The 21176-nt window shown below is 72.2% G+C and carries 18 protein-coding genes and 5 pseudogenes; 6 read left to right on the top strand and 17 right to left on the bottom strand.

Annotated elements, in window-relative coordinates; translation table 11 throughout:
• Positions 1-89: 89 nt before the first annotated feature.
• The 3 genes from ASD06_RS12880 to dapA form a co-directional block, all read right to left on the bottom strand.
• Positions 90-1952 (bottom strand): diguanylate cyclase, encoded by a 1863-nt coding sequence (locus ASD06_RS12880; protein WP_056678263.1) that lies wholly within the window; start codon positions 1950-1952, stop codon positions 90-92.
• Between the two features lie 131 nt (positions 1953-2083).
• A complete protein-coding gene (locus ASD06_RS12885; protein WP_056678267.1) occupies positions 2084-3769 on the bottom strand; it encodes a ribonuclease J in 1686 nt (561 codons plus the stop codon).
• Positions 3766-4689 (bottom strand): 4-hydroxy-tetrahydrodipicolinate synthase, encoded by a 924-nt coding sequence (dapA, locus tag ASD06_RS12890; RefSeq protein ID WP_056678541.1) that lies wholly within the window; start codon positions 4687-4689, stop codon positions 3766-3768. The genes ASD06_RS12885 and dapA overlap by 4 nt, the downstream gene beginning before the upstream one ends.
• Positions 4690-4957: 268 nt before the next feature.
• Between dapA and ASD06_RS12895 the strand changes: the two genes are divergently transcribed.
• Together ASD06_RS12895 and ASD06_RS12900 are read left to right on the top strand one after the other, a co-directional pair.
• Positions 4958-5716 (top strand): thymidylate synthase, encoded by a 759-nt coding sequence (locus tag ASD06_RS12895; RefSeq protein WP_056678544.1) that lies wholly within the window; start codon positions 4958-4960, stop codon positions 5714-5716.
• Positions 5713-6210, top strand: coding sequence for a dihydrofolate reductase (locus ASD06_RS12900; protein WP_056678270.1), 498 nt, complete (start codon positions 5713-5715; stop codon positions 6208-6210). Before ASD06_RS12895 ends, ASD06_RS12900 begins: the two co-directional genes overlap by 4 nt.
• 16 nt (positions 6211-6226) lie before the next feature.
• Here the strand turns inward: ASD06_RS12900 and ASD06_RS12905 are convergent, their stop codons facing one another.
• The 3 genes and pseudogenes from ASD06_RS12905 to ASD06_RS19685 form a co-directional block, all read right to left on the bottom strand.
• Positions 6227-7414, bottom strand: coding sequence for an MFS transporter (locus ASD06_RS12905; protein WP_200942155.1), 1188 nt, complete (start codon positions 7412-7414; stop codon positions 6227-6229).
• Between the two features lie 16 nt (positions 7415-7430).
• Positions 7431-7745 (bottom strand): HAD-IA family hydrolase, encoded by a 315-nt coding sequence (locus tag ASD06_RS19435; RefSeq protein WP_200942156.1) that lies wholly within the window; start codon positions 7743-7745, stop codon positions 7431-7433.
• A 26-nt stretch (positions 7746-7771) separates the two neighbouring features.
• Positions 7772-8071 (bottom strand): annotated as a pseudogene (locus ASD06_RS19685) (HAD hydrolase-like protein); the annotation flags it as partial.
• Positions 8072-8182: 111 nt separating this feature from the next.
• Between ASD06_RS19685 and ASD06_RS12915 the strand changes: the two are divergent.
• From ASD06_RS12915 to ASD06_RS12930, 4 genes are read left to right on the top strand one after another with little or no spacing between them, the layout of a single operon-like run.
• Positions 8183-8749, top strand: a complete 567-nt coding sequence (locus ASD06_RS12915; protein ID WP_056678281.1) for a GNAT family N-acetyltransferase — start codon at positions 8183-8185, stop codon at positions 8747-8749.
• An 8-nt stretch (positions 8750-8757) separates the two neighbouring features.
• On the top strand, positions 8758-9474 hold the full coding sequence (locus ASD06_RS12920) for an AzlC family ABC transporter permease (protein ID WP_056678547.1): 717 nt from the start codon (positions 8758-8760) through the stop codon (positions 9472-9474).
• Positions 9471-9788 carry an AzlD domain-containing protein gene (locus ASD06_RS12925; RefSeq protein WP_056678284.1) on the top strand — a complete coding sequence of 106 codons (318 nt, stop codon included), beginning with the start codon at positions 9471-9473 and terminating at the stop codon, positions 9786-9788. The genes ASD06_RS12920 and ASD06_RS12925 overlap by 4 nt, the downstream gene beginning before the upstream one ends.
• A complete protein-coding gene (locus tag ASD06_RS12930; RefSeq protein WP_157371706.1) occupies positions 9785-10963 on the top strand; it encodes a heparan-alpha-glucosaminide N-acetyltransferase domain-containing protein in 1179 nt (392 codons plus the stop codon). Before ASD06_RS12925 ends, ASD06_RS12930 begins: the two co-directional genes overlap by 4 nt.
• On the opposite strand, the gene ASD06_RS12935 is transcribed toward ASD06_RS12930, so the two are convergent.
• The 11 genes and pseudogenes from ASD06_RS12935 to rpsO form a co-directional block, all read right to left on the bottom strand.
• Positions 10952-12004 (bottom strand): LacI family DNA-binding transcriptional regulator, encoded by a 1053-nt coding sequence (locus ASD06_RS12935; protein ID WP_369853742.1) that lies wholly within the window; start codon positions 12002-12004, stop codon positions 10952-10954. The two genes, ASD06_RS12930 and ASD06_RS12935, sit on opposite strands and share 12 nt — an antisense overlap.
• A gap of 28 nt (positions 12005-12032) precedes the next feature.
• Positions 12033-12956, bottom strand: coding sequence for a carbohydrate ABC transporter permease (locus tag ASD06_RS12940; protein WP_056678292.1), 924 nt, complete (start codon positions 12954-12956; stop codon positions 12033-12035).
• Positions 12953-13915: a carbohydrate ABC transporter permease gene (locus ASD06_RS12945; protein ID WP_200942157.1), complete on the bottom strand. Its 963-nt coding sequence runs from the start codon at positions 13913-13915 to the stop codon at positions 12953-12955. Before ASD06_RS12945 ends, ASD06_RS12940 begins: the two co-directional genes overlap by 4 nt.
• Before the next feature lie 135 nt (positions 13916-14050).
• Positions 14051-14423: pseudogene (locus ASD06_RS20015) on the bottom strand (carbohydrate ABC transporter substrate-binding protein); the annotation flags it as partial.
• Between the two features lies 1 nt (position 14424).
• A pseudogene (locus tag ASD06_RS20020) lies at positions 14425-15358 on the bottom strand (ABC transporter substrate-binding protein); the annotation flags it as partial.
• A gap of 435 nt (positions 15359-15793) precedes the next feature.
• Positions 15794-16243 (bottom strand): hypothetical protein, encoded by a 450-nt coding sequence (locus tag ASD06_RS12955; protein ID WP_056678555.1) that lies wholly within the window; start codon positions 16241-16243, stop codon positions 15794-15796.
• Positions 16244-16312: 69 nt separating this feature from the next.
• Positions 16313-17052 (bottom strand): annotated as a pseudogene (gene dapB / locus ASD06_RS12960) (4-hydroxy-tetrahydrodipicolinate reductase); the annotation flags it as partial.
• A gap of 20 nt (positions 17053-17072) precedes the next feature.
• Positions 17073-18416: a pitrilysin family protein gene (locus tag ASD06_RS12965; RefSeq protein WP_056678298.1), complete on the bottom strand. Its 1344-nt coding sequence runs from the start codon at positions 18414-18416 to the stop codon at positions 17073-17075.
• A gap of 14 nt (positions 18417-18430) precedes the next feature.
• Positions 18431-20162, bottom strand: a 1732-nt coding sequence (locus tag ASD06_RS12970) for a polyribonucleotide nucleotidyltransferase (RefSeq protein WP_235502336.1), incomplete at its 5' end; no start/stop codon positions are given.
• 1 nt (position 20163) lies between these two features.
• Positions 20164-20620: pseudogene (locus ASD06_RS19690) on the bottom strand (polyribonucleotide nucleotidyltransferase); the annotation flags it as partial.
• A gap of 284 nt (positions 20621-20904) precedes the next feature.
• Positions 20905-21174 carry a 30S ribosomal protein S15 gene (gene rpsO / locus ASD06_RS12975; protein ID WP_056678305.1) on the bottom strand — a complete coding sequence of 90 codons (270 nt, stop codon included), beginning with the start codon at positions 21172-21174 and terminating at the stop codon, positions 20905-20907.
• Positions 21175-21176: the final 2 nt, after the last annotated feature.

A 21176-nucleotide genomic window follows, 5' to 3' on the forward strand; every position in this document is an offset into this window, starting at 1 on the left:
TGCCCCAGCGGCGACGTCGCCGAAGGCGACTGGGGCGCCCCGCCGCCAACCTAGGGCGGCGGGGTGCCACCGCGCGACAAGAGCGGAGCTCAGGCGGAGGCGGGGACGGGCTCGGGCTCGTGGGCGCACACCCGGTTGCGCCCCTCCCGCTTGGCCCGGTAGAGCGCGGCGTCGGCGGCGGCCACGAGCGCCGAAGGCAGCCCGGTGCCCGGACCCAGCGCGGCCACGCCGAAGGACGCCGTCACCGCCACTTCCCCCGCCGCGGCGAACACCGACGCGACGCGCTCGCGCAGCCGGTCAGCGAGCAGCAGCGCACCGTGCAGGTCGCTCTCGCGCACGATGATCGCGAGCTCCTCGCCGCCGTAGCGGTAGGCGGTGTCTGAGGCGCGCAGCGCCCCGCTGATGACGTCGGCCACCGTCTGGAGCACCTCGTCACCTCGCGTGTGGCCGAGGGCGTCGTTGATCTGCTTGAAGTGGTCGAGGTCGAGCATGACGAAGGCGAGCGGTCGCGCGTACCGCGAGCTGCGCTCGCACTCCAGCGCGAGGTCGGCGTCCAGCCGTCGGCGGTTCGGCAGCTGGGTGAGGGCGTCGTGCTCGCTCGCGTGCGCGGCGTCCTCGTGCAGTCGGGCTGCCTCGACGGCGGTGGCCGAGTGCACGGCGAGGGTCTCGAGCACCTCCACCATGGCGTCGGTGAGCGGTTCGGCCGAGTCCAGGTGCAGGTCGAGCACCCCGACGACGCGCGAGCCGACCACGAGCGGCACGGCCAGGCGCTGGCCGCCGTCGACCTCCTCGCGAACGAGGCGGCTGTACTTCGCCGCCCGCCCCACCGCTCCGCTGCCGAGCTCGACCGGCGGCCGGCCGCTCGGGCGATCGTCGCGACCGCGCGAGCCGCACGACTCGACGAGCTCGCCACCCTCGGGGCTGGTGAGCCAGATCGCCACCCGGCCGGCGCCCACGATGCGCCCCACACCGGCCGCGACGGCGTCGACGACGTAGTCGACGTTGAGGCTGCCGCCGATCTCGCGCACCATCGCGAGGATGCTGCGCAGCCGCTCGGCCTGCTCGACGATGTGCTGCTCGCGGGCCGCGGCGCGTTCGCGGGCGTCGGCGAGCCGGGTGGTCATCCGGTTGAGCCCGTCGACGACGTTCACGAGCTCGCGAGCGCCGTCTGCCTGCACCTGGCGTTCGTAGCTGCCCTGAGCCACCGCCTCGAGTCCCGCCAGGACGGCGTTGACCGGCACGAGGACGTCGCGGCGCAGGCGACGGCGGCGGCGGACGGCGGCCCCGAAGATGGCGAGGGCCGTGAGCACCGCGGCGGCGGCGACGAGCACGAGGGCGCGGCGCTGGGCCTCCCGGCTCGCGGTGAGCCGCTCGGTGGTGACGTCGACCGCCGTGGCCCGGGCCTCGCCGTACTGGTCGAAGAGCACCTTGTCGCGCAGCAGGAACGACGTGCGCTCGTCGCTACCGACACCTCCGGGCGCGAGGCCTCCGGCCGCCACCTGGGCCCACTCGCTGACCCACCGCTGCTGGGCGAGGCGCAGGTCGACGATGGCCTGGGTCATGGCGCCGTCGCCGCCGGTGGTCTGCAGCAGCTGGTCGGCGCGCTCCATGTCACCGCGGGCCCGCGCGTACGACAGCATGAACGACAGGTCGTCGGTGCTGACGAAGCCGCGCAGGCTGGTCTCCTGGTCGAGCATCGCCGTGTGCTCGGCCTGGATGGCCGACAGCGCCCGCTCGAGGTGGGCGACCTGCGGCTGCGACACCAGGCTCAGCCAGGCCAGGAGCGTGGCGACCACGAGCACCAGCGCGACCGAGCCCACGATCACGACCCGGAAGCTGCGGTCGACGACGACGGCCAGGCTGGTCTCGCGGGCGCGTCGGCCGCCGGGGCCCAGGCGGCGCAGGCGGCGCAGCACGACGAGCCCACGTCGCACGACGCGACGACCCGCCATGGTTCCTCCTCGAACACCGACGCACCGCGCTGGTGGCGTCAGTGTCGGCAGGAGGATGCCGTCACTTGACCAGCCCTTGACCTCACCACGCGGTGTGCGCCGGGCGGCGCCACCCGTGCGGGCTAACGCCGTCAGGCGGAGACGACCACCGGGATGATCATCGGACGCCGGCGCAGCTTGCCACCCACCCAGCGCCCCACGACGCGACGCACGACCTGCTGCAGCTGGTAGGTGTCGGCCGACCCCTGGCCGGCCGACTCGGCGAGGGCCGCCTCGATCTGCGGCAGGATGCCCTCGAAGACCGCGTCGCCCTCGGCGAAGCCCCGGGCGTGGATCTCCGGCCCCGCGACGACCTTTCCGGTCTCGGAGTCGACGACCACGATGATCGAGATGAACCCCTCCTCGCCGAGGATGCGGCGGTCCTTCAGGTCGGCGTCCGTGATCTCCCCGACACTCGACCCGTCGACGTAGACGTACCCGCACGGCACGGCGCCGACGACCTCGGCCAGGCCGTCCTTGAGGTCGACGACGACGCCGTCCTCGGCGTGCACCACCCGCTCGCGGGGGATGCCGGTGAGCATCGCGATGTCGCGGTTGGCCACCAGGTGCCGCGTCTCGCCGTGCACCGGCATGACGTTGCGAGGCCGGATCACGTTGTAGCAGTACAGCAGCTCGCCGGCGCTCGCGTGCCCGGACACGTGCACCCGCGCGTTGCCCTGGTGCACGACGTGGGCGCCGAGCCGGGTCAGCCCGTTGATCACGCGGAACACGGCGTTCTCGTTGCCGGGGATCAGCGACGACGCCAGCACCACCGTGTCGCCCTCGTTGATCCGCACCTGGTGGTCGTTGTTCGCCATGCGCGACAGGGCCGCCATGGGCTCGCCCTGCGAGCCGGTGCACATGAGCACCACCTGGTCGTCGGGCAGGTCGCCGACGGCCTTCAGGTCGACCAGGACGCCGTCGGGCACGTCGAGATAGCCGAGGTCACGGGCGACGCCCATGTTGCGCACCATCGATCGGCCGACCAGCGCCACCCGACGGCCGTGGTCGTGCGCCGCGTTCAGCACCTGCTGCACGCGGTGCACGTGCGAGGCGAAAGACGCCACGATGAGCCGCCGGTCAGCACCGGCGAAGACGCGATCGAGCACGGGCGAGATCTCGCGCTCGGAGACCGTGAAGCCGGGCACCTCGGCGTTGGTGGAGTCGATCATCAGCAGGTCGACGCCCTGCTCACCCAGCCGGGCGAAGGCGCGCAGGTCGGTGATCCGGCCGTCGAGCGGCAGCTGGTCCATCTTGAAGTCACCGGTGTGCAGCACCGTGCCCGCACCCGTGGTGACCGCCACGGCCAGGGCGTCGGGGATCGAGTGGTTGACCGCCACGAACTCGCAGCGGAACGGCCCGAGCTGCTCGACCTGCCCCTCACGCACGCCCAAGGTGTAGGGCGTGATGCGGTGCTCCTTGAGCTTGGCCTCGATGAACGCCAGCGTGAGCTGCGAGCCCACCAGCGGGATGTCAGGACGCAACCGCAGCAGGTAGGGCACCGCGCCGATGTGGTCCTCGTGCCCGTGGGTCAGCACCACGGCGACGACGTCGTCGAGCCGGTCGGCGATGTGGCTGAAGTCGGGCAGGATGAGATCGACACCGGGCTGGTGGTCTTCGGGGAAGAGCACCCCGCAGTCGATGACGAGCAGCTTGCCGTCGTACTCCAGCACGGCCATGTTGCGGCCGACCTCGCCGAGGCCGCCCAGCGCCACGACGCGCAGGGCGCCAGGTGCGAGTGACGGGGGCAGGCCGAGCTCGGGGTGCGGGTGGGTCACGCGCGGGCCTCCAGGAGGGCGCAGTCGGACAGATCGGTCTTGAGCAGCGACACCTGCTCGGCCGTCGCCTCGACGAGCGGGAGCCGGACGGCGCGGGTGGCCAGGACGCCCTGCAGCTGCAGTGCGGCCTTGGCCATGATCGCGCCCTGGGTGATGGTCATGATGCCCCGGACGGCGGGCAGCACCTCACGGTAGACGCGCTGAGCGGTCGTGAGGTCACCCTCGAGCACGGCCTCGACCATGGCGCGGTACTGCAGGCCGGCCACGTGCGACACGACGCTCACGAGGCCGGACGCGCCGTGCGCGAGCCACGAGAGGTTCGCCGCGTCGTCGCCGGAGTAGTAGGCGAGGTCGCTGCGCGACATGACCCAGGTGCCCTCGAACACGTCACCCACGGCGTCCTTCACCGCGACGATGCGCTCGTGCTCGGCCGCACGCACCAACGTGTCAGCGGCGATCTTCGTCGCCGTGCGGCCGGGGATGTCGTAGAGCATCACCGGCAGGTCGGTCGCGTCCGCGACGGCCCTGAAGTGCGCGAGCACGCCCGCCTGCGGCGGCTTGTTGTAGTACGGCGTGACGACGAGCAGGCCGTGGGCGCCCGCCGCCGCGGCGGCCCGTGCCGACTCGATGGTGTGACGGGTGTCGTTCGTGCCGACGCCGGCCACGACGGTGGCGCGACCGCCGACCGCGTCGAGCACGACGCGCAGCAGCTCGACCTTCTCCTCGTCGGTGGTCGTCGGCGACTCCCCCGTGGTGCCGCTGACGACCAGTCCGTCGCTGCCGTGGTCGACCAGGTGCTCGGCCAGGCGTGCGGCCGCGCCGAGGTCGAGCCGGTGGTCGTCGGTGAACGGCGTGACCATCGCGGTCAGGACGCGCCCGAACGGGGCCGGCGAGAGGTCCGCCGAGGGTGTGCTGGGCATGGCCACCAACCTACCGCCCCGCGCGGGTGCAGCCGGAGCGACGTGCGCACCGGCCCCGGACACACAGAACGCGTCGTTGCCCGCTCGGGGGTCCGGGCAACGACGCGTTCCACCGGCTTATCGCCGCCGCCCCCGGAGGCGTTACAGGGTCGCGGAACTTTTTTCCCAGCCCCGAGTGCCGCGATCCGGCGGGTGCCCACGGCGCGGTTAGGCTCGGGCCGTGGAGACCCAGCACGACACCCAGTACGAGGACCTGCTCCGGCACGTCATGACCACCGGCACGCCGAAGAGCGACCGCACCGGCACCGGCACGCGCAGCGTCTTCGGACACCAGCTGCGCTACTCCCTGGCGGCCGGGTTCCCGCTCGTGACGACCAAGCGGGTGCACGTGCGGTCGGTGGTGGCCGAGCTGCTGTGGTTCCTGCGTGGCGAGAGCAACGTGCGCTGGCTGCACGAGCGCGGCGTGACGATCTGGGACGAGTGGGCGGACGCCGAGGGTGAGCTCGGGCCGGTGTACGGCGTCCAGTGGCGAGCGTGGCCGACGCCCGACGGCCGCCACGTCGACCAGATCAGCGAGGTGCTCGACACGCTGCGCAGCGATCCGGACTCGCGCCGGATGGTCGTCTCGGCCTGGAACGTGGGCGAGATCGCGCAGATGGCGCTCGCGCCCTGCCACGCGCTCTTCCAGTTCTACGTGGCGGACGGCCGGCTGTCGTGCCAGCTCTACCAGCGCAGCGCCGACCTGTTCCTCGGCGTGCCCTTCAACATCGCCAGCTACGCGCTGCTCACGCACATGGTCGCGCAGCAGGTCGGGCTCGAGGTCGGCGACTTCATCTGGACCGGCGGCGACTGTCACGTCTACGACAACCACGTCGCGCAGGTCACCGAGCAGCTGTCGCGCGAGCCTTTCGCCTTCCCGACGCTGAGCCTGCGTCAGGCACCGTCGCTGTTCGAGTACGACCTCGACGACGTCGAGATCGTCGGCTACCAGCACCACCCGGCCATCAAGGCGCCGGTGGCCGTGTGAGCGTCGCGCTGGTCTGGGCGCAGGCCCGAGCAGGTGTGATCGGCCGCGACGGGGTGCTGCCCTGGCACCTGCCCGAGGACATGGCGCACTTTCGGGCGCTGACCCGCGGTGCCACCGTGGTCATGGGCCGAACCACGTGGGAGTCCCTGCCCGATCGCTTCCGGCCGCTGCCCGGGCGGCGCAACGTCGTGCTGTCGCGCCGTCCGGGCTTTCGGGCCGAGGGCGCCGACGTGCGCGCCGACCTCGCTACGGCGCTGGCCGACGCGCCGGACGCCACCGTGTGGGTGATCGGGGGGGCCCAGGTCTACGCCGCCGCGCTCGCCGACGCCGACCGTCTGGTGGTCACCGAGATCGACGAGACGGTGGACGGCGACGCCTACGCGCCGTCGATCGACGAGGAGTGGCTGCTGGCGAGCCGGGACCCGGCGCAGGGGTGGCACACCTCCGCCTCCGGCCTGCGGTACCGCTTCTGCGACTACCGCCGCCGCACGTAGCCCCTCCTACCCGCTCCTAGCCGCTCCTACCCGCAGGTCGGGCGCGGCGCACGGGATCGACGGCTCCCGCCCAGCGGTGCATCGCCGCAGCTCCCAGCAGGCCGACCAGTCCCATCACCCAGACCCCGGTGGCCAGGGAGGCGACCGCCGTCGCGAACGAGACGACCAGCGGACCCCCGGCGTTACCGGCGTCGGCGCAGAGCCGCCACGCGCCGAGGAACTGCGAGCGCCCGACGGCCGGGGACGCGTCAGCGCCCAACGTCATGACGATGCCGCTGCCGGCGCCGTTGGCCAGTCCGAGGAGCAGCGCCACGCCGAGGATCCCCCCGGCGCCGGTGGTGAACGGCAGCACCAGGTGACCCAGCCCCAGCAGCGCGGTGCTCGGGACGGCCACCCAGCGCCGTCCGAGGCGGTCCATGACGTGCCCCGCGGGGTAGAAGAGCAGCATGTCGACCGCTCCTGAGGCCCCGAAGATCAGGCTGGTGGCCGTCGCGTCGAGCCCGCGGTGCTCGGCCCACAGTGGCAGCACGACCTGTCGGCTGGCGCGCACGGCTGCGAGCACCACCACCCCGAGCCCCAGCGTGCGCAGCACCGGCAGGTGTGCCCGCACGACCGTCCACGTGCTCGCCGACGGTTGCTCGGCGACGGCCGGCCGCGGTACCTCGCGCACCGCCAGCAGGACGACGCACGCCATGGCGGCGGCCACCGCGTGCAGGCCGTAGGCGGCGTCCAGACCCCACCGACCGATGGCCCACGCGCCGGCGAAGGGGCCCAGGAACACGCCGATCCGGTGGGTGCCACCGAGCGTCGACAGGGCTCGCGCGCGCTGCCCGACCGGCACGACCTCGGCGAGGTAGGCCTGCCGGGCCAGGCCCCACACCGCGCTCGCCGCGCCGAGCGCGGCCACCGACAGGCCGAGCTGCACCACACCAGCGGCCACCACGCAGCCGACCAGGGCGAGGGCGGCCACACCGGTCGACCACAGCATCGCCCGCCGCTCCCCGACGCGGTGGGCCAGGGCGCCGGCCGGTAGGTCGCCGGCGAGCGCTCCGAGTCCGCTCAGCGCGACGACGAAGGCCGCGACGCCCACTGATGCGCCCAGCTCTCGGGCCGAGAGCGCGACGACCGGCACGATCGCGCCCTGGCCGACGCCCCAGATCGCCGACGGCCCGTAGATCGACACGGCGGCCCGGCGCACCGACACCGGCGCGCCGGAGCGTTCAGGCAGCCGACACCGCCGGCCGCACCCGCACTCCCTCGGCGTCGGCGCTGAGGACGACGTCGGCGAGCGTGCTCACCACGGCGTCGGCGTGCAGCTCCTGCGGCGGCGTCGTGGTCGTGACCGCGAGCGTGGCCATGCCGGCCGCGCGCGCCGCCGCCAGGCCGCTGGGCGCGTCCTCGACCACGAGGCAGAGCTCGGGGTCGACGCCGAGCCGCTCGGCGCCGAGCAGAAAGGGCTCGGGGTCGGGCTTGCCGCGGTGGACGTGGTCGGCCGCCACCAGCACCGACGGCGCGTCGAGGCGGGTCGCCGCCATGCGCGCGGCCGCCAGCGCGTCGGTGNCGCAGCGCGGCCGGCCGGCAGGGCCGCGAGCGCCTCGGCCGCCCCGGGCAGCAGCGTGATGCCCCGGACGTCGAGCAGCTCCAGCTCGTTGATCCGAGCCAGCGCGGCCGGCACGTCGTCTTCCCTCACGAGGTCGCGCACGATGTCCGCGGCGGGCACACCGTGATAGCCCTGCAGGCGTTCGGGAGCGATCCCCCGCTCCGCGGCCCAGGCGAGCCAGCAGCGCACCACGACCGCCGTGGAGTCCACGAGCGTGCCGTCGAGGTCGAACAGCACCGCGGCGAAGGTGCGGTCGTCCAGCCCGTCGAGGGCGGCGCGGTCGGTCGTCAACGCAGTCACGGCGTAGACCTTATGTCCCGATGCTGACAACGCGCCTCGGGGCCCACCCGGCGCGCCTGCGAGGATGGCCGGGTGACCCCGCAGCCGAGCCCCCAGCCCGACGCCGGCGTGCGTGCCGCCCGCGAGGTGGACGCAGACGCCCTCGGCGCGCTGCACGCCCGGGCCTGGCAGGCGTCGTACGGCGAGCTGCTGCCCGACACCGCAGCCCCCGCCCTCGCTCCGGAGAGCCTGGCGCAGTCGTGGCGCGCCGCTGTCGTCGACCCGCCCACGCGCGACCACCGGCTGCTCGTCGCGACCAGCGGCGCCGACGTCATGGGCTTCGTGGCTCTGGCCCCGACGTCGGACGCCGACACCGACCCGGCCACCGAGGTCGAGCTGCTCGTGCTCCTCATCGACCCCGACCACCAGCACGAGGGCCACGGGTCGCGGCTGCTGAACGCCTGCGCCGACACCGCTCGCGAGCGCGGCACCGCCGTCCTGCGGGCCTGGGTGCCCGAGGCCGACTCCGACCGCCAGGCGTTCTTCCAGCAGGCCGGCTTCGCTGCCGACGGCGCCACGCGCGTGCTCGACGCCTCGGGCGACGGTGCGAGCACCGTGCGCGAGGTGCGGTGGTCGGCGCGGCTCGAACCCCTGCCCTGACCGGTCCCGTGGACGACTCGGCAGCGGCCCTGCCGCCCGACCGCCGTCGAGCCGTGCTGCGCCAGGCCGTGGCCGTGGGGGCTGCGACCGCGACGTACGGCGTGAGCTTCGGCGCGCTGTCGACGGCCGCCGGCGTCGGGTTCTGGCCCACCATGGCGCTGTCACTGCTGCTGTTCAGTGGTGGGTCGCAGTTCGCGTTCGTCGGCGTGGTCGCGGGCGGCGGGTCACTGCCGGTGGCCGTCGCCACCTCGACGCTGCTCGGCGTGCGCAACGGCCTGTACGGCATGCAGGTCGCCCGGTGGCTGGGCGCGCACGGGCCCCGCCGGGTCGCCGCCGCGCACCTCACGATCGACGAGTCGACGGCGGTCGGCCTGGCTCAGCCCGAGCCCGCGGGACGCCGCCTCGGCTTCTGGGCCACCGGCCTCGCGGTGTTCGTGGGGTGGAACCTCGCCACCGCGATCGGGGCGGTGGTCGGCGACGCCCTCGGCGACCCGCGGCGCTACGGCCTGGACGCCATGGCCGCGGCGGCGTTCGTCGCGCTGCTGTGGCCCCGGCTCACCGCGCACGAGCCACGCGCCGTCGCGGTGCTGGCGGCGGTGGTGGCCCTCGTCACCGTGCCCGCCCTGCCCGCCGGGCTGCCGGTGCTCGCGGCGGCGCTCGTGGCGGTGGGGGCCGCCGTCGTCGCGGCGGCCCGCGCCGGGCGAACAGGAGACGGTGCTCGATGACCCTGGGCTTCGCCGTGGCGGCCGCGTGCGCCCTGGCCTACCTCACCAAGCTGGCGGGGTTCACCGTGCCCCAGCGACTGCTGCAGGGGCCGGTGACCACGAGAGCCTTGGCCCTGTTACCGGTGGCACTGCTCGCCGGGCTCGTGGCCGCCCAGACCTTCGGGGCGGACGGCGGCGGGCTCGTGGTCGACGCGCGGGCCGCGGGCCTGGCTGCCGCGGTGGTGGCGCTGCTGCTGCGGGCTCCGTTCCTGATCGTCATCGTCGTCGCCGCGCTGGTGGCGGCCGGCCTGCGCGCGCTGGGGTGGGCCGCATGACGGGACGCTTGCGCGGGGTCGACGTGGCGCGGGCCGTGGCGCTCATCGGCATGATGGGCACCCACCTGCTGCCCGAGTACGGCGCGCAGGGCCGGCTCACACCGTGGTTCTGGTTCGCGGCGGGCCGCTCATCCGCGCTGTTCGCGCTGCTGGCCGGTGTCGGCCTCGCCCTGGCCACCGGGGGCAGCGAACCCCGCCTGCTCCCCTGGCGAGCGACGGCCACGCGGATCGCGACCCGGGCCCTGCTCATCGCGGCGCTCGGCATGGCGCTGGTGCGGCTAGACCCGCCGATCGCCGTGATCCTCACCAACTACGGCCTGTTGTTCGTGCTCGGGCTGCCCCTTCTACGGCTGGGCTCGCGAACGCTGCTGGGGCTCGCCGCCGCGTGGGTGCTCGTCGTGCCGCTGGTGAGCCAGGCCTGGCGCGGCCACCTGCCGCCGGGTCCGGGCGCGCAGATCGGCTTCGCCGACCTCGCTGATCCGGCCAGCTTGCTGACCCGCCTGGCGCTCACCGGCTACTACCCCGTGCTCACCTGGCTCGCCTACCTCATGGTCGGCATCGCCGTCGGCCGCCTGCCGCTGCGGCGCACCGGCGTCGCCGAGGCGCTCGTCGCGGCAGGCACCACGCTCGCCGGGGCGGCGTGGCTGGTGTCGCAGGCGCTGCTCGCCAGCGGCGGCTGGGCGCAGCTCGTCCGCAGCGGTCCGGCTCAGGTGGTGGCGCCGTGGCTCGGGCTCGGCCGGCTGCAGCTGCGCGGCCTCTACGGCACCACGCCCACGACCACGTGGTGGTGGCAGGCCGTGGTGAGTCCGCACTCGGGCACGCCGTTCGACCTCGCCCAGACCATCGGCTCAGCGCTGGCCGTGCTGGGGCTGGCGCTGCTCGTGTGCCGGGCCGTCGAGCGCCGACCCGGCACTGCGGCTGCGGCGGCCAACGGCGCCCTGGAGGCGCTTGCTCGCACCGGATCCATGACGCTCACCCTCTACAGCGTCCACGTCGTCGCGGCCGACACCCAGCAGGAGCTGGCGCATCGTTCGACCCTGCTGCTGGCGCACGTCACCGTGGCGGTCGTGGTGGCCTCGGCCTGGCTGTCGGTGGCCAAGCGCGGGCCGCTCGAGCAGGTGGTGCACACGGCGAGCGCCTTGGCGGCGCGTGCGGTCAGCCGCTCAGCGCGCTGAGGCCCGCACCGGCTCGGCCACGGCCGCAGCGCTCGCGGGCGGCGCGGCGGTCGAGGACCGGACGACGAGCCGCGTCGGCACCGTGGCCACCTCGTGCCCGAGGTCGTGCCCGGCCACCGCCGACAGCAGCAGCTGGGTGGCCATGCGCCCCTGCTCCACCACAGGCTGGGCCACCGTGGTCAGGCCGTTGAGGTCGGCCATCTCGTGGTCGTCGATGCCGATGACCGACACGTCGGCCGGCACGGCGAGGCCGAGCTCGCGCGCCGCGGCCAGCACTCCGAGGGCCAGCTCGTCGGAGGCGGCGACGACGGCCGTGGGCCGGTCGGGTCGCGCCAGCAGCTCGCGGCCGACCTCGCGACCGCTGACCGCCGTCCAGTCCCCCATCACCACCGAGTGGGCCGAGACGGTGAGCCCGTGCCGTTGCATGGTCTCGCGAAAGCCCCGCGCCCGGTCGGCCGGCGTCGGGAAGTCCATCGAGGGCACCGTGTCGCCGCCGACGTAGCCGATGTGGCGGTGACCGAGCCCGATCAGGTGCTCGGTGGCCTGGCGCGTCGTCTCGTAGTCGTCGATCCGCACGCAGGGCCAGTCGTCGTCCGGCACGCCTACCGTGACCACCGGCACGTTGAGGCGGCGCAGCAGCTCGCGTTCGGCGTCGTGCAGGCGCAGCGAGAGGATCAGCACGGCGTCGACCCGCTTGAACAGCATGCGCGAGTCGAGCAGCAGCGCGCGGTGCGGCCCCTCGTCGCCGACGTCGAACAGCAGGACGTGGAAACCCTGCTCCCGCAACACTTCCGAGGCGCCGCTGATGAGGTGGGCGAAGTACCACCGGGTCACGTACGGCACCACGACACCGACGACGTGCGTCTTGCCACTGGCCAGGCTCGAGGCCGTGGGCGAGGCGACGTACTGCAGGTCGGCAGCCGCCTTGAGCACCTTGGCGCGCGTCGAGTCGCTGACCTTCGGCAAGCCGCGCAGGGCGCGCGACACGGTGGCCGTCGACACCCCGGCGGCCTGCGCGACGTCTTCGATGCGGCTCACCATGGCCGCGGACGCCGGCGTCCGGCGTCGTTCACCCCTTCAGCCCACCCGCCAGCAGGCCGCGGACGAAGAAGCGCTGCAGGGCCATGAAGACCACGATGGGCACGATCATCGCCACGAACGCGCCGGCGCTCAGCAGGTACCACGCGCTGCCCCGGGTGCCAGACAGCGACGCCAGGACGACCGTGATCGGCGCCACGTCCGGCGTGCCGCCGAGGAACACCAGGCCCACCAGCAGGTCGTTCCAGACCCACAGGAACTGGAAGATGCCGAACGACGCCAGGGCCGGGGTGAGCAGCGGCAGCATGATGCGGAAGAAGATGCGTACGTGACCCGCGCCGTCGACGCGTGCGGCCTCGATGAGCTCACCCGGGATCTCCTTGATGAAGTTGTGCATCAGGAAGATGGCGAGCGGCAGCGAGAAGATCGTGTGCGAGATCCACACGCTCCAGTAGGTGTTCGCGAAGTGCAGCTGCTTGACGTACAGCGACAGCAACGGGATGAGCGCGACCTGCAGCGGCACGACCTGCAGCGCGAAGACCGCCACGAACAGGGCGTCGCGGCCCTTGAAGTTCATCCACGCGAACGCGTAGGCAGCGAGCGTCGACAGCAGGATCGGCAGCAGCACCGCGGGCACCGTGATGACGATGCTGTTGACGAAGGCACCCGTCAGGCTGGACGTCCCCTCGCCGAGGACGGCGCGGTAGTTGTCGAGCGTGAAGTTCGGGTTCGAGAAGGCGGTCCACCAGCCCGAGGTGTTGATGTCCTTCGGGGCGCGGAACGAGGTGATGAGCAGGCCCGCGGTGGGGATCGTCCACAGCACCGCGATGATGACGGCGACGAAGGACGCCACCCGCGAGGTCAGGGCCTTGCGCGCGGTGGAGGTGGCGCCGAGCCGCGCCTTCTTCGGAGGAGGCGTCTGCTCCGGCGTGATCGCCGGGGTCAAGGTGCTCATCGTCCCTCCGAACGTCGCAGCTGCCGCACGTTGTAGATGATGATCGGGATCACCAGGACGAACAGCACGACGGCCAGCGCGGCGCCGAGGCCGGTGTTGCTGTAGCGGAACGTCTGGTTGTAGAACTCGTTCGCCACGACGCTGGTGTTGAACTGGCCGCCGGTCATGGTGCGCACGATGTCGAAGGCCTTGAGCGCGGCGATCGAGATGGTGGTCAGCACGACGACCAACGAGCCGCGGATGCTCGGCACGGTGATGTAGCGGAACATCTTGAAGCCCATGACGCCGTCGAGCCGCGCGGCCTCGACGATGTCGTCGGGGATCGCCTTGATGGCGGCCGACAGGATGACCATCGCGAATCCGGCCTGGATCCAGATCATGACGATGATGATGAACACCGTGTTCCACGGTGCATCGAGGAGGAACTGCTGGGGCTCGATGCCCAGCTTGACGAGGATCTCGTTGCCGAGCCCGATCTGCGGGCGGCTCGCGGGACGGTAGTCGTAGATGAACTTCCAGATGATCGACGCGCCCACCATGGAGATCGCCATGGGCAGGAAGATGAGCGCCTTGGCGAACGCCTCGCCCCTCGCCTTGTCGACCAGGATCGCGTACAGCAGTCCGATCGCCGTGGCGAGCGTGGGCACCAGCAGCACCCAGATCGCGGTGTTGCGCACCACGATCAGCTGCTCGGACCGCGTGAAGATGTCGACGAAGTTCTGCAACCCGACGAACTTGCTGCCGTCGGCGTTGTGGATCGACTGCCAGATGGTGTTGAGCGCCGGGTAGACCAGGCCGACAGCCAGCAGCAGCAGTGCTGGGCCGGCGAAGGCCACGACCTGCCAGCGCTCACCTCGCCGCCCCTTGACCAGGCTGGCCAGCAACAGGATCCCGATGAACACGAACGCGAACAGCGCGAGAGCGAAGATCATCTCGCCGAACTTGCCAGCCGTGGTCACGGCACGCCCACCACCTTCACCGTCCGGGGTGTTCCGGTCGGGGGCACCTCGCGGAGGTGCCCCCGACCAGCCTTGCGTCTGCTGCTCATGAAACCGGAGTCCGGGCTCCGGGTCCATGCCCTACTGGTGCGGTGACTAGCTCTTCGGCCAGGACTGCTCGATGTAGTTGAGCACGTCGGCGTCGGACTTGCCGACGATCCAGTCGGTCATGCCCTTCCAGAAGGTGCCCGCACCCACGGCGCCCGGCATCTGGTCGGACCCGTCGAAGCGGAACTGCGCCTTGGGGTCCTGCAGGATCTGCGCCGACAGCTTGTCGAGCGGGCTGACCAGGTTGTTGACGTCCAGGCCCTTGTTCGCGCTGACCCAGCCGCCGTTCGGGGTGGCCTTGGCCTTGTTGTTGGCCCAGGTGTCGGTGCTCAGGTAGGTCTGGAACGCCTGCACCTCGGGACGGTCGGAGAAGGCCGCGATGAACTCGCCACCACCGAGCACCGGCTTGCCCTTGGCCGGGNAGTTGGCGGCGTAGAACGACGCCTGGCGGTGCATCCAGCACGAGCCGTCAAGGATCGGCTGACCGGCCTCCTGGAAGGTGGTGCTCGCGATCGTCTTGACGTCACCGAAGCCGCCGTTGACGTACTTCGGGTTCTTCAGGATGTTGCCGACCTTGGCCAACGCCTCAGCCACCTGCGGGTCGTTGAACGGGATCTCGTGGTTGACCCACTTGTCGTAGACCTCGGGCCCCGCCGTGCGCAGGAGCATGTCCTCGAGCCAGTCGGTGGCCGGCCAGCCGGTGGCGTCACCGGAGCCGATGCCCGCGCACCACGGCTTGCCCTTCTTGTCGTCGTTCGCGATCTTCTCGGTGAGCGCCATCAGCTCGTCGAAGGTCTGCGGGACCTGGTAACCCTTCTCCGAGAAGGCCTTCGGCGAGTACCACACGAAGGACTTCACGTTCGCACCGAGCGGCGCGGCGTAGAAGGTGCCGTCGACCGTGCCGTAGCCCTTCCAGTCCTTGCCCCAGAACTTGTCGACGTTGGCGGCGACGGCGTCCGGCGCCTTGACGACCTTGCCGGTGGCCACGAGCGTCTTGAGCAGACCCGGCTGCGGGACGATCGCGATGTCGGGGGCGTTGCCGCCCTTGACGCGCACGGGCAGCTGGGCCTCGAACTCCTTCGAGCCCTCGTACTTGATCTTGGCGCCGGTGCACTGCTCGAACGGCTTGTAGGAGTCGATCTGCTGCTGGTCCTCGGGGGTGACGATCGAGGTGTACACCGACACCGTCTTGCCCTTGAGGTCGCCGTACTGCTTGTACTGCGAGCAGTCGGTGTTGCCGGCGGCGTTGTTGCTGCTGCCGGTGTCGCTGCTGCCGCAGGCGCTGAGCGCCAGCGACAGACCGACCGCCGCCGTGAGGGCGACGGCCTTGGTAGACCGAGACACGCGAAGGGCCATCAAGCCCGCCTCCCATCGAGTTCCCCGACCGGCACGGCTGCCGGACACGGGTGTTGAGCCGAGAATCTAAGCGCTTGCACCACGCGTGTCTACGGACCTTCGGCTCAGGCCGGGTAACGATTACGCAACGTGGACTTAGCCGCGCTGTCATCTCAGCCGATAGGGCGCGGCCGAGATGTCGCAAATGCTCCATCCACGCCGACCGGGCGACCTAGGCTCGACCGGTGGCTGCCGTGGACGACGACGACTCCCGCGAGCGCTGGGTCGTCCAGCGCTACCGGTTCGACGCCGGACGAGGCGAGCGCATCAGCGCAGTCTTCCTCGAAGCCGGCTACCGCGCGCGCGTGCGGGCACGGCGAGAGAACCCCTCGGCTGACCCCCACCGTCTGACATCGACCCGCGCGCGCGCCGGCTGCCGTGATCCGGCGGACTGGCTCAGAGCGGCGCTGCGTCGGCTGACAGCGCGATGGCCTGCCGGGCGGCGGCCCGGGCCCGACGACGGTCGCCCGCCGCGTCGTAGGCGGTGGCCAGGCGGTACCAGGCGCGCCAGTCCCCCGGCTCCCGCTCGACGTCGGCCCGGTAGCTCTCGAACGCCGCGTCGGCGGCGGCCCGGTCGACCCGCCCGCTCGGCCGCCGCGGCAGGTCGTCTACGGCCAGGCCACCTTCGGCGTCCAGGATGCGCGCCAGCCGCTGCGTGGCGAGGCCGAAGCGCACCTCCTTCCAGACCGCCCACCCGGCGACCACCGGCAGCACGAGGACGCCGAGCCCGAGCGCGACGGCGGCCGCCCGACCGTCGCGCACGAGCAGCACACCGCGCCAGCCGATCGTCACGGCGTAGAAGGCGAACATCGCGAGCATCGCCGCGATGACCAGCTTGGTCCTCATCGGCGCCACCCCCCCGTCACTGCGCTGACGTGCATGATCACGCCAGAGGTTCGGGCGTGATCATGCACNTCGAGCAGGTGCTCGAGGCCCACCGTGAGCCCCGGGCGCTGCGGCACCGCGCGGACGGCGCGCAGCACGCCCGGCATGAACGACGCCCGGTCGAAGGAGTCGTGGCGGATCGTCAGCTGCTCCCCCGGGCCGCCGAACAGCACCTCCTCGTGCGCCACCAGGCCGCGCAGCCGCACCGCGTGGACGTGAACGCCGTCGACCGTGGCGCCGCGCGCGCCGTGCGGGTCGGACGTCGTGGCGTCGGGCACCGGCCCGAGGCCGGCCCGCTCACGTGCCGCGGCCACCGCCGCGGCGGTGCTCACCGCCGTCCCGCTGGGGGCGTCGAGCTTGTCGGGGTGGTGCAGCTCGACGATCTCGACCGACTCGAAGAAGCGCGCCGCGACCTGTGCGAAGTGCTGGGTGAGCACCGCACCGACGGCGAAGTTGGGCGCCACGATGACCCCCACCTCAGGGTGGCCGTGCAGCGCGTGCCGGATGCGGTCGAGGCGGTCGGCGTCCCAGCCCGTCGTGCCGACCACGGTGTGGACACCGGCCTCGACGCAGTGCCGGACGTTGTCGAGGCTGGCCGTGGGCACGGAGAACTCGACGGCCACGTCGGCACCGGCCAGGTCGCCCAACGCGTCGCCGGAGCCGAAGCGCCCCACCAGCTCCAGGTCGTCAGCAGCCTCTACCGCCTCGCAGACCTGCCGGCCCATGCGCCCGCCGGCGCCGATCACCGCGACCTTCAGCGTCTCGCTCACGCCACCAGCCTAGGGCGTGGTCACAGCGGGAAGGCGGTGTCCTCGTCGAACGGCCCGACGACCGCGAGCGAGCGCGGGCGGCCGGCCAGCTCGGCAGCGATGTCACGCACCTGCTCAGCGGTCACGGCGTCCATGCGGGCGAGCACGTCGTCGATGGTCTGGTACTCGCCGTAGACGAGCTCGGCCTTGCCCAGGCGGGTCATCCGCGAGCCGGTGTCCTCCAAGCCCAGCACGAGCCCGCCGCGCATCTGGCCGATGCCCCGGGCGAGCTCGTCGCCCTCGACCCCCTGCTCGGCGATGCGCTCGAGCTCGGCGCTCATGAGCGACACGACCTGGTGCGCCTTGCTGGGCGTGCAGCCGGCGTACAGGCCGAAGTAGCCGGAGTCGGCGTAGCTGGCCGCGAAGGAGTAGACGGAGTACGCGAGGCCCCGCTGCTCGCGGATCTGCTGGAACAGCCTGCTGCTCATGCCGCCACCGAGGATCGCGTTCAGCACCGACAGCGCGTAGCGGCGGTCGTCGGTGGCGGTGATGCCGGTGGTGGCCAGGATGACGTTGGCCTGCTCGGTGGGCCGGCGCACGACCACGGTGCGGCCGGCTCCGTGGCCGGCGGTGACCTTGGTGCCCACGCGGCGAGGGCCGGGCACGGCCGCGGTGCGCGTGATGCCCGAGCGGTCGAGCTCGCGCTCGATGAGCGCGCACAGCGCGTCGTGGTCGACCGATCCCGCCGCCGTGAAGACGAGGGTGTCGGAGGTGTAGTGCTGCCGGTAGTGCTCGTCGATGCGCCCGGCGTCGATCGAGGCGATGGTCTGCGGGGTGCCGCCGATCGGCCGGCCGAGCGGGTGGTCGCCCAGCACCGCCTCGGCGATGCGCTCGTGGACGACGTCGGCGGGGTCGTCGTCGTTCATCGCGAGCTCTTCGAGGATCACGCCGCGCTCGGCGTCGACGTCCTCGGGCAGCAGCGTGGCCGAGGTGACCATGTCGGTGATGACGTCACCGGCCAGCACCAGGTCGTCGTCGAGCACGCGCGCGTAGTAGCAGGTGTGCTCCTTGCCGGTGACGGCGTTGGCCTCGCCACCGACCGCGTCGAAGGCCACCGCGATATCGAGCGCCGAGCGGCGGGTGGTGCCCTTGAACAGCAGGTGCTCGAGGAAGTGCGTGGCGCCGTGGTAGCCGGGTGCCTCGTCGCGGCTGCCCACCCCGACCCAGCAGCCGAGCGTGGCCGACCGGACGCCGGGGACGTGCTCGCTCAGCACGCGCACCCCGCCGGGGAGGACCGTGCGGCGCACGAGTGCGCCACCGGCCTCCCCGGACAGGGTGCTGGAGGTCTCACCGCTCAGCGGCAGCGGGACCGCGTGCAGAGCCAAACCACGAACCTCGCTCAGGCCTCGGCCGGAGCGTCGGCCGACGCCTCGCCCGACTCGGCGGACGCGTCGCCGGAGCCCGCCTCCTCGTTCAGCACGGCGGCCAGGCTGAGCTTGCCGCGCGGGTCGATCTCCTTGAGCTCGACCTGCACCTTCTGGCCCACCGAGAGGACGTCGTCGACGGAGTCGATGCGCTTGCCGCCGACGAGCTTGCGGATCTCGGAGATGTGCAGCAGGCCGTCCTTGCCGGGCAGCAGGCTGATGAACGCGCCGAACGTCGTGGTCTTGACCACGGTGCCCAGGAAGCGCTCGCCGACCTCCGGCATGGTCGGGTTGGCGATGGCGTTGATCATCGACCGGGCCGCCTCGGCCGACGGGCCGTCGGTGGCGCCGATGTAGACCGTGCCGTCGTCCTCGATCGAGATCTGGGCGCCGGTGTCGTCCTGGATCTGGTTGATCATCTTGCCCTTGGGCCCGATGACCTCACCGATCTTGTCGACGGGGACCTTCACCGAGATCACCCGCGGGGCGAACGGCGACATCTCGTCCGGGCTGTCGATGGCCTCGGCCATGACGTCCAGGATGTGCAGGCGCGCGTCGCGCGCCTGGGTCAGCGCGCCACCGAGCACCGAGGCGGGGATGCCGTCGAGCTTGGTGTCGAGCTGGATCGCCGTGACGAACTCCTTGGTGCCGGCGACCTTGAAGTCCATGTCGCCGAACGCGTCCTCGGCGCCGAGGATGTCGGTGAGCGCGGCGTAGCGCGGCTCACCGTCGACGGTGTCGCTCACCAGGCCCATCGCGATACCGGCCACCGGTGCCTTGAGCGGCACACCGGCGTTCAGCAGCGACAGGGTCGAGGCGCAGACCGAGCCCATGGACGTCGAGCCGTTCGAGCTCAGCGCCTCGGAGACCTGGCGGATCGCGTAGGGGAACTCCTCGCGGCTCGGCAGCACTGGGATGAGCGCGCGCTCGGCGAGGGCGCCGTGGCCGATCTCGCGGCGCTTGGGCGAGCCGACGCGGCCGGTCTCGCCGGTGCTGAACGGCGGGAAGTTGTAGTTGTGCATGTAGCGCTTGCGCGTCTCGGGCGACAGCGTGTCGAGCTGCTGCTCCATGCGCAGCATGTTCAGCGTGGTGATGCCCAGGATCTGGGTCTCGCCGCGCTCGAACAGCGCCGAGCCGTGGACGCGCGGGACGACCTCGACCTCGGCGGCCAGCTGGCGGATGTCAGCCAGGCCGCGGCCGTCGATGCGGACGCCGTCCTTGAGGATGCGCTGGCGGATCAGCTTCTTCTGCACGCTGCGGTAGGCGGCGGACAGCTCCTTCTCGCGGCCCTCGAACTGCCCGGCGAGCTGCTCGACCATCGCGGCCTTGATCTCGTCGATGCGGGTCTCGCGGTCGGCCTTGCCGGCGATCTGCAGCGCCTGCTCCAGGTCGGCCGAGGTGGCCTGCTCGACGGCGGAGTACGCGTCGTCCTGGTAGTCGGGGAACGTCGGGAAGGTCAGCGGCGTGTTCGTCGCGCGCTCGGCCAGCTCGCGCTGGGCGCGCACCAGCTCGGCGATGAACGGCTTCGCGGCCTCCAGGCCCTCGGCCACGACCTCCTCGGTGGGGGCCGGGACGTTCTCGCCCTTCACCAGCGCCCAGGCGTTCTCGGTGGCCTCGGCCTCGACCATCATGATCGCGACGTCGCCGTCGTCGACGACGCGGCCGGCCACGACCATGTCGAAGACCGCGCGCTCCATCTCGCTGTGGNACGGCAGGCCCGACAGCTGGGTCGACATCGACGCGGCGTTGATCGCCAGCACGTCGTACTGGTGGTCGGGGTTGAGCGCGAGCACCGTGATGACGACCTGGACCTCGTTGCGCAGGCCCTTGACGAAGGACGGGCGCAGCGGGCGGTCGATCAGGCGGCAGGTGAGGATCGCGTCGGTGCTGGGGCGCCCCTCGCGGCGGAAGAAGGAGCCGGGGATCTTGCCCGCGGCGTACATCTTCTCCTCGACGTCGATCGTCAGGGGGAAGAAGTCGAAGTGCTCCTTGGGGTGCTTGCCGGCCGTCGTGGCCGACAGCAGCATCGTGTCGTCGTCGAGGTAGGCGACGGCGGAGCCGGCGGCCTGCTTGGCCAGGCGGCCGGTCTCGAAGCGCACCGTGCGCTTGCCGTGGCTGCCGTTGTCGAGCACGGCCTCGGAAAACTGGATCTCGGGACCCTCCATGGCGGGGTCACTCTCCGTTCATCTCATCAGTCATCGTCGACAGGTCACCCGACGCGGGCGACCTGGTGGCGACGGCGTGAGCGGCGCGTGGTCCCGGTCTTCGATCGAGGCCCACGGAGCGAGAACCTCGCTCCGGAAGCCACTACCGAGGACCGGCGCTCCGAACGTGCCGTCGTATCGCTGGGTTCCCCCTGGACGGGGGTATTCAGTTGTGGTCGCCGGGCGCAGGGCCCGACATGACGAAGGGAGCGGCCCCGACGTGCGGGGCCGCTCCCCGTCGACGGTTAGCGGCGCAGACCGAGGCGCTCGATCAGCGCGCGGTAGCGGCTGATGTCCTTCTGGCGCAGGTAGCCGAGCAGCCGGCGGCGCTGGCCCACGAGGAGGAGCAGACCACGACGGCTGTGGTGGTCGTGCTTGTGCTCCTTGAGGTGCTCGGTGAGGTCCTTGATGCGCTGGGTGAGCATCGCGACCTGCACCTCGGGCGAACCGGTGTCGCCCTCGTGCGTCGCGTACTCGGACATGATCTGGCTCTTCACGGCGGCATCGAGCGGCACTG

It is taken from the genome of Angustibacter sp. Root456, assembly GCF_001426435.1.
GTDB lineage: Bacteria > Actinomycetota > Actinomycetes > Actinomycetales > Angustibacteraceae > Angustibacter.